This window comes from Vibrio viridaestus (assembly GCF_003856525.1).
GTDB lineage: Bacteria > Pseudomonadota > Gammaproteobacteria > Enterobacterales > Vibrionaceae > Vibrio > Vibrio viridaestus.
Genome location: NZ_RJVQ01000001.1, coordinates 41,989 through 56,212 on the forward strand (window position 1 = coordinate 41,989; position 14,224 = coordinate 56,212).

Consider the following 14,224-nt stretch of genomic DNA (forward strand, 5'->3'; position numbering starts at 1 on the left):
TTTCCTCACTTTAATAGATTCGCTCGAATACGCAGTAAGATACCAGCGTATAAGATCATTAAAACAAGCAGAAAAACGGCCATGGCAGATGCATAGCCAAAATCAAGACGGCGATATGCTGTTGTAAAAATATAACTTGCGAGTGTGTTGGTCGACCCCGCGGGACCACCATCAGTCATAACAACAATTAAATCGGCAAAATTGGCGACCCATATGGTTCGTAACATGACCGTAATTGCTATCATTGGTGCCAGAAAGGGCAATGTTATTCGTTTAAATTGTTGGAAAGCCGATGCACCATCGATTGAAGCTGCTTCGTACAGATCTTTAGGTATTGATTGCAAGGCAGCTAATAACGTAATCGCAAAAAAAGGAATACCAAACCACACGTTAGCAATGATCGGCCCATATATCGCTAAATCCGGATCCGACAAAATATTAAAAGGTTCTGAAATAACACCAAGGTCCGCGAGCCAGTGAGGCAAAATACCTATCACCGGATTAAATAGCCAAGCCCATGATAAACCAGAGAGAAAGGCAGGAATCGCCCAAGGAAGAAACACCAGAGCTTGGACGAAACGCCTTCCTTTAAATGGACGATTTAATAACAGCGCGAGACCCAAGCCGAAGCCAAACTGAAGTACGACAGAAGTAAATGTCCAATTCAGCGTGTGCCAAAGTGCTGAGCCAAAACGTCTATCATCAAACATCGTTTCAAAATGCTCTAAGCCAACCCAGCCAGTTTCAAAAGGATTAAGAAGCTCGATTTGTTGAAAAGCGTAAGATACTCCGATAATCATTGGCACGAAAATGAGGGCCAGAATTAGAACAATAGCTGGGCTTAGATAAGCCCTGGGTTCTAACACAGCTTTCACTCTGCGCGATATCGAAAATGATGTCGATGGCGTCGTAGAGATGCTACTGATCATATTAAGTCCTTTAACAATTTACTGAGCTTTTGCCCATTTCTTGTATTCTTTGGTTAGATAGTCAGCCCAATCAGTCACTAACTCTTTCGTTGAGCGCTGTCCGAGTAAAGCTTCTTGTGAACTATCTTTAACAATCACAGAGTTGAAATAACCCCAACCTTTTAGTTGAGTAGGCATGGTAAGAGGAACGTAATTCGGGTTGCTCAATTCTTCAAACCAACCTTTAAATGCTGCAGAATGGTAGTAATCGTCTTTAACTGCATCGGTATAAATTGGTAGCGAACCAACAAATTTTGACCATTTAAGGTTGTTCTTCTCGTTAGAAATAAACTTGATTAGGTCCCATGCTTCATCTTGATGATCACTTTTTTTGAAAATAGACCAACCTGTATATCCAATTGTTGGGTAAGCTTTGCCACTCGGGCCGACCGGCATAGGTGCAACGCCAAAGTCACTTTCGGGCATTTTGTCTTTTATTGCGATTAATGCGTCTGGATCTTGATCTAACATTGCACACTTACCAGAATAGAATCCCGACACTATTTCATTGAAGCCCCAGTTCACACTGTCTTTGGGCGCCCCGCCATCCTTATAGATATCGACCAGCATCTGTGCGCCGCTTAATGCCTTATCACTGTAAAGCGTGCTCTTGCCTTTATCATCAAAGAATTTATTTGTCCCATTCATCGCGGCCATGAACATCATCCATGCATTGGTACCACCTACACCGCCACGTAAACAATAACCACTGACACCGTTACCAAGGCTACTGATCTTTTGAGCGTACTCTTTGAATTCATCCATCGTTTTAGGCGCACCGCTAAGACCTGCTTTCTCAAATAATTTTTTATTCCAGAATAGCGCTCTCAAGTAGAAGCCATACGGTACCATTGTTGCCTCACCTGTTGCTAAACGAGCCATCGCCAGTGTTTTATCCGTAAGTTTAGGTGTTTCATCCCAAGCTTTTAACTTGTCCTCAAGATTGACCAACATGTGATTGCCAGCATAAAGCCCCTGCCATGTATCAGGCATCTCGACCACATCAGGGATTTGTCCGCTTTGTATCATCGTGCCCAATTTTTCAAATGCTTGTCCCCATGGCAAAGAGATAACTTCAATATTCGTATCTGGATGATCTTTCTTATAGTCAGTCAATATTGACTGTAACAATTCGGTTCTAGCCGGACTGGTAATCACTTCGACCAACGTTAAATTAGTTTCAGCACAGGCATAATGAGTACCAGTGATCGACAAAATAGCGGTTAGCAGTAGTGACTTCTTTGTATTTAATCTCAAGCTCATCTTAAATTCCCTTTTATTTAGATGTTTCTTCAATTGACTAGAGTGTCGCTTTATCTATTGCATTCCTGATGTCTTTCCATAAATCATCTTTATCTTCTAGGCCGATAGAAAGCCGAATGGTTTGTGGGCTTACTCCAAAATCTTTCGCGGAGTTGAATTCTCCTTCTTGATTCAGTACAGATATCGCTGGCATAACCAAGCTTTCATACCCACCCCAACTGACTCCCATCCGAAATATCTCAAGCGCATTACAAAACTGCTTTATATTGACTTGCTCTTTTACATTGATGGAAAACAAACCACTAAATCCTTTAAGTGATGAGGTTTCCGAGGTATTCATTCCCGGATGCATGACCGAAACAACATAAGGATGATCGAGGAGCTTCTGAGCGAGATATAGGCTATTTTCCTGATGACGCTCCATCCGAAGGTGAATTGTTCGTAAACCACGGAGTATCAACCAGGCCTCAAATGCCGAGAGTTTACCGCCAAGAAATGGGCTTATATTCTTTTTGATTTTATCGATAAACGGTTGCGAAGAGATCACGAGTCCAGCGACAACATCGGAGTGACCGCTGATATACTTAGATGCAGAATGGATAACGATATCGACACCCAAATCAAGCGGGTTTTGATATAGCGGAGATGCCCAGCTATTATCGATAGCGGTTACGACGCCTTTTCGTTTTGCTATTTCTGCAATGGCGCTAAGATTCTGTTCTTCCATAACCCAACTGTTGGGGCTTTCCAGATACAGGAGGGCGGCGCCTTCGATGGCCGATTCGATCGCACTTAAAGAAGTGCCGTCGACAAATACGGTTTCCATCCCAAATCTTTGGCAAAATCCTCGCATAAAGCGATACGCATCAGGGTATACATGATTTACGCACACTATTTTGTCGCCTGGTTTAACAACACTAAGAATCGCATTACTGATTGCTGCCATTCCACTTGAAAATGCAATACATCCATCACCATGTTCGAGCTGGGCGATTTTCTTTTCTAAGGTTTTGACTGTTGGGTTATCAACTCTTGAATAGAGTGAATTGGTGCTTTTACCCTCAAATCTCTCAATCATCGAATCATAGTCAGTAAATGCAAATAATGATGATTGGTATATAGGCGGTGTTATCGAACCCTCTGGATATTTTTCATCGTGTGTCAGGATAGTATTTAAACTCATTTCATCCATGGATAATTTCCCTCATATCTCTTTCTGTGATGTCAAGTATGCTGTGGCTGACGGCTCGTGTTAATTCAATATCTCGTGCGGCTATCGCCTCATATAATTTGCGATGTAACGGAAACGAATCGCTAAATAATGCCTGTTCAATTGGTGATTCGAAAAAGGCGTGTAAAGAATCATAAAATGCAGCAATAATATGTATTACAAGAGGGTTTCCAGACGCTTCGTATATGGACAGATGGAATTCCCAATCTTCTCTTCCTGCTGAACCATGTAAAATATGTGCTTTTTCCATGACGACCAGTTGCTTTTCAATTTGTACGATCTGATCATCTGTCGCCCTCTTAGCAGCCATGCAATTCGCTTCAACTTCAATGATGCGTCTGAGTTCTAGTGCATGTAACATATTCTCTGAATCATTTTTAAAACGCAGAGATAAGTGGCTATCGTTCATCGTCACATCCGATGTTAGGTAGGTACCACTGCCCTTAACCTTAGTTACGATACCCAAAGCCTCCCACTCTTTTAATGCTTCTCTCACAGTGTTACGACTGACTTGTAATGCGATAGCAAGTTCTCTTTCAGCTGGAAGCTTTTGTCCTTGCTGAATATTGTTATTGGCAACATACCGCGTCAGTTCATCGAGAACTAATGTATCAGTACGTTTAACATTAATTGGTTGAAGTGCTTTATTCATATGCTCACAAAATTGGTCCAACAACTCTACCAATTGTAAGCAAAGTGCATACCAAAGTACGTATATATGTCTTATCTATATGAAATTATGAAAATTAATTGGAGTTAGAGCATGATCACCTTCTTCATAGATAATCAAAATTGAACCAACATGGATGTTGTTTGTTCTACTTTAGGGCAGATCGAGAATCAAATGATCTAGTAGAGAAATACGGATCAATCTTCAGGCAGGTTCACTTTTATCTCTCGCGGTATCGAGATATAAAATGTCGTTCCCTTACCTAAAGTCGATTCTATTTGAATAGTACCTTTGAGTGATTTGGTTACCCATTGATGTACGAAGTGCATTCCAAGCCCCGTATTTCCCTGAGAACGCTTTGTAGTCACAAAAGGATCAAAGATGGTTTGCTTCATTTCTGGTGAAATCCCTTTACCATTATCAGCAACGGAAATCTCCACCATATCAGCAATGTGATAAGCGGTAATCGATAGCTTATTGTCATGTTCAGGTGTAAATGCGTGGGTTATCGCATTGGTAATGAGGTTTTGTAGAATTTGGGAAAATATTCCCGGATAGCCACTTAATACTATGTCTTCAACATCACACTTCACTTCTAAGCTTGGGAATTTAAACGTGGAGTGTAACGTCCGAAGTAAATCATCGATAACCTGTTTTAGCGAAAAAGCGACCACATCGTCTTTCACTCGATCGATAGCAAGTCGCTTAAAGCTTTTGATTAACAACGAAGCTCGATTCTGATTTTGTTCAACGAGATCTAAACCAAGGGCATTATTTTTCAAATACGTTTCCAACGCTGTTTTTGTGAGTCCTGATTTAAAAGCGACAGTTAATGCTTCGTGATCAACTTTCATTTTTGACGCTGCCATCATCGCAGCGCCGATAGGCGTGTTAAGTTCATGTGCCACGCCAGCGACCATCATACCAAGAGCGGATAACTTACGTGACTCAACTAAATCGTCTTGCAACGTCTGCTGCTGTTTTAATAACGCCTGGTTATATTTAGACGTTTCTTCTATCTGACGTTTTTCAATATTCAATTGAGAATTCAAGTCAATCAGCTCTTGACTCATTCGTTTCTCGCGGTTCAGTAACCAAAACCAAATCAAAAAGATTGAAATAGAAAATATTCCAGCTTTCCAGCCAGCCTGCCACCTTAATGATATCAGTACTTTCTCTGGTGTTACTGATATAAAGCAGAGTTGGCTATCATTACTAAACGATGCACTTTTAACAAAAGACTTATCGATATCATTACATTGATAACTCAGCATACCCACATCAACAATAGCACCGCTAGTATTTGAACGAGTTTGCATTTGTTCCCATAATTGCGGAAACATTATTTTCATATTATGTTGCTTCTGTTTTAAATCCAGACCCCATTCTAACTCCCTATTTGGGTTAATGATCCAGAAGCCTTTTGAGTCAACGATTTCGATTTTTGATACATCGGTATTAAACGAACGAATATAATCGAGAATATAGCCAATATCATAATTAAGTATGATTAAACCTTCCGGTAAGCGATTGAGTTTTCCAGTCCTAGTTGTGACACGAATGGTTGGACGTAATGGAATTTCGATTTTTTTATGCTCAACATTTAAGTCTAGTGGAGAAAGGTAAACTTTATCTTCCGGAACCGCTATCCCTTGAGTAAAGTAGTAACGGTTGCTTTTATTTTGTAAAAATGGCTTCGGAACAATCTGCGCGACCCCATTTTCACTATTAACCCGAATTATTTCCATCCCTGACTTATCCAGCCAGCGAACCTGCAGTAGCGAATCAACGCTTGATATAAATTGACTAAACAACTGGCCTGCTAGTTCTTGATTTACTTCCTGACCAACACCAATGGCACTCTTGAACGATGGCATATTCTTAAGAAGAGTTATAGTGTGTTCCATATCACCAATCTCACGACCAAAGACGACTTGAGATCGTGTCAATTGCATCTCTTGAACTTTAATAATTTTGTCTAGTTCACCATCTAAGATACCTTCATACGTCATCCAGCCGATCAATATAGATGCTAGCGAACCCAAAATGATCAAAGGGCGGCTACTGTTTTTTGCTGCTTTCGATAAATAAATGGAATTCGTATTCACTTATTCTGATTCTCACCTAGCCATAAAATCAAATCCTCTACTAGCATAGGTTTTCCAAATAAAAAGCCTTGTCCATACTTGCATCCCCTACTCATCAGTTCCAGCCTTTGGGCTTCATTTTCAATCCCCTCAGCTACGATTGAAAACTCGAGTTGTTCTGCAAGGCTTATCACCAAATCGACAACTTGCTGGCTGGCCTTATCAGTCTCTATATGTCTAACGAATGTGATATCAATTTTGATGGTGTCAGCTGATAAATGAGAAATATGTGATAATGATGAATACCCAGTACCGAAGTCATCAATGCTAACCTTGATACCTAAATCGTGTAATCTATTTAAAATTGGACCGACATCATCATATGAAGCCATTGCCTGTGTTTCAGTGACTTCGAGCTCCAACATGTCAGGGTAAACTAAACCATTTTCGACATCGGTTAATAATAAATTTATATACTGGGAATTTTGTAAATCTTTGACGGTTGCGTTGAACGAAACTGGCAGAGCATAACCTGCATTTTGTAATTTCTGGATTGCATCGACGGTTAAATCAATCACTTTCATATCCAGTTCAGTAATCAAGTCTGTTTGTTCAGCAAGCGGTATAAATTCACCAGGAGAAATAAATGACTTCCCTTTTCTCCAGCGGATCAACGCCTCAAATCCAACAGCTTTACCCGATGCGAGTTCAACTTTAGGTTGCAATGCGACACAAAATTCATCGTCTATTATTGCCTGTCTAAGGTCTGCCACCATCTTGTAATCGTAAAGCAGTTTTTCACTATATTCGGGCTTATAGATAATAAGTTTCTGATCTTTTTGTTGAGCGTTATAAAGCATACTTTTCGATAAATGGAGGGCTTGTAACGGACTCATATTACGAACTAATTGGAGATCAATACGAGCAGAAGTCATGGCAAGACGAATCGTAAGCTTATTAACATCTAGTATTTCGTCACAAAGGCCGATAATTGCACTATTCTGAATATCGCTGCTTTTCAGCGCTATTACGGCAAAACAGTCCTTGGCGATTCTAGCAATATTTAGCTTATCACCCAGCCTGTCATCTATTAGCTGATATAATTTAGATAATGCTTCAAAGAGTACTGCTTCACTGTAAGACAATACATGCGAGTCATAGTTATCAATCTTAAACATAATGAGCTCAGATTGCTTTGCATCAACTTCGTTCATTGAATCAAGTTCTCTGAGCAGCCAGTTTTGGTTATAAATCGGTAATTCTGAATCACGATACGCAAGTTTTGATAACTTGTTCACTAACGATATCTGCATGAATCCTGAACTGATATTTTCGCTCAGCACCTGAAGTAAATACATATGGTATCGATTCAAGTGAACATGCGTTTCAACAAGTACCAGTATCGCTAGATGATTTTCTACGTCAGTACTCAAATACAATACAGAAAGATTTTTTTCAAATTGATGATTTTTGGTCTCAATTGATTTTCCCAAAAGGCTATTGAAACGACTTCGCAAACTATGCGGCAGTTGCTGACCTGCAATACATCCATCGATGTCGTCAACACACGCTACGACTCTTATATCATTGTTATACTGAGAATCTCCCCCTGAATTCCTCTCAGCAAGACAGATTGATACTGGTTCACCACTACCAATTATTTTTCCTATCTCACAAAGGACGAGTTGAATAAACACATCACGATCATAAATGCTCGCAAGCTGTCGTGAAGCATCGACAACCATTTGCAAACCCAATCGCGCTTGTTCTAACTCATGCATAGACTGCCAAGAGCGTAGATTAGCTGTGACAACAGCTCTTAGGGTATCGTGGTCTATGTCTGACTTATTCCAATATTCGTTAATGTCGTATTTCGCCAACACTTCTTTACGTGGCGCAACTCCCGGCTGCCCAGTCAACAAGATAATTCTGACTAAACTATTTCCCTGAACATTACGGACTGTCTCAACCAGTCTCAGACCTGAATCATCTTCTTCCATGACGACATCAAGCAAGATAATTGAAATATCTTTATCACGAGAAAGTATAGATGCGGCTTCGGCTCCGGAGTTGGCCGTTACTATTTGGACCTTTTGCCCTATGACAGCCAAATCATTTAACGCATACAACAAACTCTGTTGATAACTTTTATCATCATCAACTGTTAGAATTTTACCCAAATTCAACTCTGACCGCTGCTCGACAGAACTGGAATCAAAGTCTTCATTATCATCTTCAAGAAACACAAAGTTCTCTTGTGACATAAGCCAGCCAACCTTATACCCGTATCCACTACATTACATTCACTACACAAATAGGAATATTGTTATTATTTTTGTTACAACGATATAAATTTAGTATCAAGTGCATATTGTTGCAAAGTGGAAGAGTCCAAAATAATCGTTTGCAAAGAAATTACACCTACTCTGTGAATATAAAAGGAAAAAATCTAGCGGTCATACGTGAGAGGTTGCAATGTAGTCGAATAGGTTTAAGCTATTTACACCCAACAATTGACACGTAAAGTCACTTACCTTACATACTTGGCTACGCGTGAAGTTTTTATAGGTTATGGAACACTTAAGATTACGTTATCAAACCATCGAGTTCGATGACATTGACATACACCTCTGCACTCTGCGAAACCGTCAAGAATATTACGACCCCGAAAATACTGCAAAAAATCTGGGTATTAGTTCAGCCACTTGGCCCATTTTTGGCGTAGTATGGCCGTCAAGTGTCATACTCGCTCAGTATATGTATCACTCTAAGTTAGGAACGAAAAAGATATTAGAAGTGGGTTGTGGTATCGGACTTTCAAGTCTTCTACTAAACAAACTCCATAAAGATATTACGGCAACAGACTATCACCCCGAATCTCAGCACTTTCTTGAACGAAACACAACGCTTAACCATCAGTCTCCAATACCATTTGAAAGAACGGATTGGTCAGTCCACTCCGATCATCTAGGCTTATTCGATGTCATCATTGGAAGTGATTTGTTATATGAAGAGAGTCACGCGGAATTACTCTCTGGCTTCATTCAACTGCATGCAAAACCAAATTGCGAGGTAATTATCGTTGATCCTGGTCGAGGCAATAAAAATAAATTCAAACGCAGAATGAAGGGGTTCGGTTTTATATCGAGTGAATTAAAACCCACCAGTACTGACTCAATTTCATCAAAATTCAAAGGGTATATACTCAAATTCATTCGTAATCGTTGATACGTAGAACTTCGATCCGGATTCTATTACTCATTTTGTTCGGTTCGAATTTTTTGAATTAGTCGGACGAATTATTACTATCGAACAGTGCGCAATAAAAGTGGATAATACATCTCGTAGTTAGAAAATAACGAATAAAAATCTAATTCCAAAGGTGATATTATGAAAAACGCATTTACAGCAACAGCTCTTCTAGTAGGTACTCTGGTTTCAGCAAGCGCTCTTGCAGCTCCGACTCAATCATACGACGTAAAAGTATTCAATCTAGATAGCCAAGCAATGGTCAAAGTATCAAATAATGGCCAACCAGTGAAAGGTGTGCCGGTTGAAGTAAAAGGCTCTAATTTCGATAAAACCTACACTACCACTGAATCTGGTAATGTTCTGGTCAATAATTACTCAGATCAAGCCCAAAGCCTTAAAATTACGGTTCAAGAACCAAATGGTGAGCACTTCACTACACAACGTTACCTTGCGAGCCACAAATAAAGGGTAATCAGTTATCTGATCGCAAAATAGAAAAAGCCAGACTTGATGTCTGGCTTTTTAGATTTGGTATCCATACCAAAATCGGTTTTGCTGCTCAGCTAACAAGTACAGCGAATTCCAACATATAATGACTGTAATCACGATAATTTGGTAAATCAGAAAACGTTCCTTCCATCGTACTAAATTTGCTCTCAATACTTTCACTGCACGACACTAGATTCAGGCGATCTAACACCGTAGATTGATTAGCTAGCACGTACTGACGAATATCTTCAAGTTTTACGTGATGGACTCTTTCGAGATGTTCAATACTATGTTCAATTTTGTCCATTGTGACAAAATGGGAATTACCTAACTCACTAGATGCTTTTAACATTGCTCACACTCCATTGCTTATTTTGCACGGTTTAGAACACCCTATCGTTTAATACATTTTGCGTAAATTGGAGATTGAACTTGTTTTGATCTAGCTTAATTTTTGACCAAAATTATACAATTCTTTACCCGTTAAACCCGTCACGCGGCCTATCTACAAGAGCGACTCCAAACACATAGCTCATCGAAACATAGACAATAATGACGATTTTTATTACTAGCAAGTTGTTGCAAAGTGTGGACCATGACCTCTTTATAACCAAATAACACTAAGAACCTCACTTCATGAAAGATTCATTAGCACAATACGAGACAACTATGCCTACAAAATATCACTACAAAACCACGCTATCGAGAGTCGGGATTTGCCTAGTCATCTTAGCTTCCTTAACGAGTAGCGGATTACCCTCTCCGCTGTATTCCATTTATCAAGCACAGTTAAACCTTTCTAATACCATGATTAATGTAATGTTCAGCGCCTATGCTGTAGGCGTATTAATGACTCTATTAGTCATGATGCCAGTTAGTGACCGTGTCACGGACAGGCGGCAATTAATTATACTTTCCTCTTTACTACTCGTGCTCAGTGCAACTTTGATGATATTCTCCTCAAACATAGACACATTAATTTTAGGTAGATTTATATCCGGTATTGCGACAGGTACCTTATTGGGTTCAGCAAATGCCGCATTATTAGAGTTACATCCAAAACGCGATCCCAAAATTACTGCTATCTTATCGACACTGTCTTTTACTCTCGGTAGTGCGACTGGTCCTTTAATTAGCGGGTTCTTAAAAAAAATAGATTTTGTGGCAACAACGTCTTCGTTTTGCGTGCTTATTGGTATGGCTATCATCGCCATCCCATTAGTTATGTTAACTCGAATTCCTGTTGAGCGAGCAATCCCAAATAATGCCCAACTAGATAATGTTATTCCCAGTAATCCACTTCGCTCTCTGCCATTCATCGTATCTGCACTGACCTTGGTCACGAGCTGGTCGGTAGGCGCAGTATTTATGTCATCAGGGCAACTCTTTACATCAGACCTCGCTCTTGTAAAAGATGCATTTATCGCAGCGGCTTTAATCACAACATTTCAACTTTCCGCTGGTTTTGGTCAAGTATTTAGCAGAAGGTTTAATCCACTAACCGCTGTTACCTTGGGAACCATACTCTCTGCAATAGCACAAATATTAATGTGCTTATCAGCGTTATTCTCATATACCACTTTTTACGAAATTTTTAGTCTATTCGTGGGACTAGGCTATGGAATTGCCTTTGTTGGAGCAACGGGTATTGTCAATACCTATGCCCCCTCTGCACAACGAGCTCGCTTTTTATCAGCCTTTTATGTGGTTGGCTATGTTATGGGTAATGCTGTACCCGCTATTTTGGTAGGTATGCTAATCGATCATTTCAATCTTCGAATATCAATTATTTCGTTTACCGCTTGGATAGCTATTGTGTCAGTTGTTCTTATCATTTGTACCAGAAAAATGAGGCAACAGCCTAGTCAATGACTTATTTTGGAATCTTTCTATCTAATGTCTAAAGAGCTCCTTGATGGGGCTCTAGCAATTTCAGATCTAGATTACCGATACCTATCATCATACTATTTACATTTACATCCTGTGACCAAACCTAACTTACAAATACGCTCATTCCAGCTTATTCCTTTTAACAGCACTTGGTAACGTTATTTACCTGTAGTGAACTGATTCATTTGAATATCTTGACATAGTCACAGTAAAAAATTAGGGGGGGATGTAGCAGTGTCTTAGATTAGCGTGAATGAGAAAAAGCCAGTCAGATTTAAACTGACTGGCTTAAGATTTAAAAAATTAATACTGGATTGCTTTGTTAGTTTTTGTCTCTCAAAGAGATAACAGCGAACAGAACTGCTAACCCCAACATAATGTCGCGGACAGCTGGTGGTAGCGAGGTGCCACTAAGTAATATTTGTAAGGCTGTAAGAGCAAGAACACCCCCAAACATTCCTAGATAATGTCCACGACCACCGGAAATGAGAGTTCCGCCAATCGCAACGGCAGCCACTGTCGGTAGCAAGTAGTTACCACCTAAGGTTAGACTTGCACGACCAAGAAATCCCGTAAGTAGCATTCCGGCGAGTGCACAGCAAATACCAGAGATAACGTAGCACATAATCGTAACTGAACGCACATTAACACCGCATAAAAAAGCCGCTTTAGCGTTAGTACCAGTAGCAATTAGTCTTCTCGAGAATGGAGTACACGTTAGTAAAACGACCCCAAATATCACAAAGACAAAGATAGCTATAGAGATGGGTGAGATCGAGCCAAATACTTTTCCGTTGATGAACCATTTCAGTAATGGTGCTGCACTTCCAGATGGCGTACCACCAGAAATGAACATGATCAGACTTTGCAAGATCCCACCAATGGCTAACGTCGCAACAATAGGAGATAAACGTACGACAGATACCAATAAACCATTAACTAAGCCAATTGCAGCGCCGATCAGCAAAACTATCGGTATAGTCCAAATTAAGGATAAGTCTGAACCCTGCATTATCATTGCTGATATAACACCACACGTTGTTACACTCCAGCCTACTGACAAGTCAAATCCACCACTCATCACAACGACACCCTGTCCCAGCACTAAAATTGCTAAGAATGCAGACAAGACTAACAGTCGATCGGCATAACGCATGAAACTGAATGCCTCACCATAATACGCATATGCAATTCCAGTTAAGATGATAAAACCAACCCAAGCAGGTATGATGAATTTACGATCTGTCTTAGGTAGCCAAGTCTTCACACCAGGTATCGCAAAAGTCGCTGTATTGTTTACTGCAGTCGATTTAACTCGTCCCAGATTTTTTAGCATCAGTCCAAAACGACGCAACTCGCTTTCTGTTTTCTTCGCTCCGGGCCTATTTACAATAACCGCAAGCAGCAACACAAGCGCCTGAATACCAGAAGCAAGAAAGTCCGGAGCGCCAAAGGCTAACAATAGGTTGACCATCGAAATGACAGTGAGCGCACCAAAGACAGAACCAATCGCAGTCCCACGCCCACCACTGAGCAATGTACCGCCAAGCATAACAGCGGTTAAAGTCGAAACGAGCATTGGTGCGCCAATAAGTGGGTCTGCTGCCCCAGATTGTGCAGCTGCGAACGCGCCTGCGGCTCCATAGAACCCACCGCCAATTACATAGCTTAACCAAATTCCTCTTTTGACTTTTATACCAACAAGAGAAGCAGATTGATGATCGCTTCCCGCTGCAAATATACTAGTTCCAAGTGGCGTCTGCTTAATAATCCCCCATACAAGTAACGCAATAACAATGATAGTTACCGGACCGGGTATTACATCCATAATTGTGTCGTCGAGCAGCATCGATACCATGTCGTCAGGTACCATACCGCCAGGCTGTGGTAGCACTAACAACGTGACACCCTGTAACGTAAACATCGTTGCTAATGTCACGATAATCGGTTGAAGTCCAATCGCAGCGACAAAGAACCCGTTAATACAGCCCGCCAACATACCAATACCAATCGCAATCAAAATTAACAAACTGGGGGGTAAATCAAATTGAGTAATATAGACAGCGAGTACAGCTTGTGAAAAACTGACAATAGCACCTACAGAAAGATCTAACCCTCCACCGATTACGATGACAGACTGACCAATGGCTGCTAATGCCAGTGTCGCCGACGAGGCAATAAGCATGCTCATGCCAAAATAGCTTGGCATACGCCCATTAACGATAGATACAATCGACAATAAGAAAATAAAGAAGACGACACTAAGTATCAATCCTTGGTTTAGCTTGACCCAGCTGAGACTGTGGGTTGATTTTTGTTTTGCACTAACTGGGGATAGATTCCCAAGATTCATTTCGTTATTCATTCTTGATCT

11 protein-coding genes are annotated in these 14,224 nt (G+C 40.4%); 3 read left to right on the plus strand and 8 right to left on the minus strand.

The window, feature by feature from the left end; translation table 11 throughout:
- Positions 1–5: 5 nt before the first annotated feature.
- From EES38_RS00220 to EES38_RS00245, 6 genes are all read right to left on the minus strand, one after another.
- On the minus strand, positions 6–929 hold the full coding sequence (locus EES38_RS00220) for a carbohydrate ABC transporter permease (RefSeq protein WP_124935162.1): 924 nt from the start codon (positions 927–929) through the stop codon (positions 6–8).
- A gap of 18 nt (positions 930–947) precedes the next feature.
- Positions 948–2,231, minus strand: coding sequence for an ABC transporter substrate-binding protein (locus EES38_RS00225; protein ID WP_124935163.1), 1,284 nt, complete (start codon positions 2,229–2,231; stop codon positions 948–950).
- Between the two features lie 37 nt (positions 2,232–2,268).
- Entirely contained in the window at positions 2,269–3,423 is a 1,155-nt protein-coding gene (locus EES38_RS00230; protein WP_124935164.1) for an aminotransferase class I/II-fold pyridoxal phosphate-dependent enzyme, read from the minus strand.
- Complete coding sequence (locus tag EES38_RS00235; protein WP_124935165.1) at positions 3,416–4,114, minus strand: FadR/GntR family transcriptional regulator; 699 nt, start codon at positions 4,112–4,114, stop codon at positions 3,416–3,418. Before EES38_RS00235 ends, EES38_RS00230 begins: the two co-directional genes overlap by 8 nt.
- Before the next feature lie 215 nt (positions 4,115–4,329).
- The gene (locus EES38_RS00240; protein ID WP_124935166.1) at positions 4,330–6,240 is read right to left on the minus strand and encodes a sensor histidine kinase; all 1,911 of its coding nucleotides are present in this window, start codon (positions 6,238–6,240) and stop codon (positions 4,330–4,332) included.
- Positions 6,237–8,483 carry an EAL domain-containing protein gene (locus EES38_RS00245; RefSeq protein ID WP_124935167.1) on the minus strand — a complete coding sequence of 749 codons (2,247 nt, stop codon included), beginning with the start codon at positions 8,481–8,483 and terminating at the stop codon, positions 6,237–6,239. Before EES38_RS00245 ends, EES38_RS00240 begins: the two co-directional genes overlap by 4 nt.
- 307 nt (positions 8,484–8,790) lie before the next feature.
- Here EES38_RS00245 and EES38_RS00250 point away from each other — a divergent pair, with 307 nt between their 5' ends.
- Entirely contained in the window at positions 8,791–9,447 is a 657-nt protein-coding gene (locus EES38_RS00250) for a class I SAM-dependent methyltransferase (protein ID WP_124935168.1), read from the plus strand.
- A 162-nt stretch (positions 9,448–9,609) separates the two neighbouring features.
- Positions 9,610–9,936 carry a hypothetical protein gene (locus EES38_RS00255; RefSeq protein WP_124935169.1) on the plus strand — a complete coding sequence of 109 codons (327 nt, stop codon included), beginning with the start codon at positions 9,610–9,612 and terminating at the stop codon, positions 9,934–9,936.
- Between the two features lie 94 nt (positions 9,937–10,030).
- Here the strand turns inward: EES38_RS00255 and EES38_RS00260 are convergent, their stop codons facing one another.
- On the minus strand, positions 10,031–10,312 hold the full coding sequence (locus tag EES38_RS00260; protein ID WP_124935170.1) for a hypothetical protein: 282 nt from the start codon (positions 10,310–10,312) through the stop codon (positions 10,031–10,033).
- Positions 10,313–10,596: 284 nt separating this feature from the next.
- Here EES38_RS00260 and EES38_RS00265 point away from each other — a divergent pair, with 284 nt between their 5' ends.
- The gene (locus tag EES38_RS00265; protein WP_124935171.1) at positions 10,597–11,832 is read left to right on the plus strand and encodes an MFS transporter; all 1,236 of its coding nucleotides are present in this window, start codon (positions 10,597–10,599) and stop codon (positions 11,830–11,832) included.
- Positions 11,833–12,172: 340 nt separating this feature from the next.
- On the opposite strand, the gene EES38_RS00270 is transcribed toward EES38_RS00265, so the two are convergent.
- The gene (locus EES38_RS00270; protein ID WP_124935172.1) at positions 12,173–14,215 is read right to left on the minus strand and encodes an ABC transporter permease; all 2,043 of its coding nucleotides are present in this window, start codon (positions 14,213–14,215) and stop codon (positions 12,173–12,175) included.
- Between the last annotated feature and the right edge of the window lie 9 nt (positions 14,216–14,224).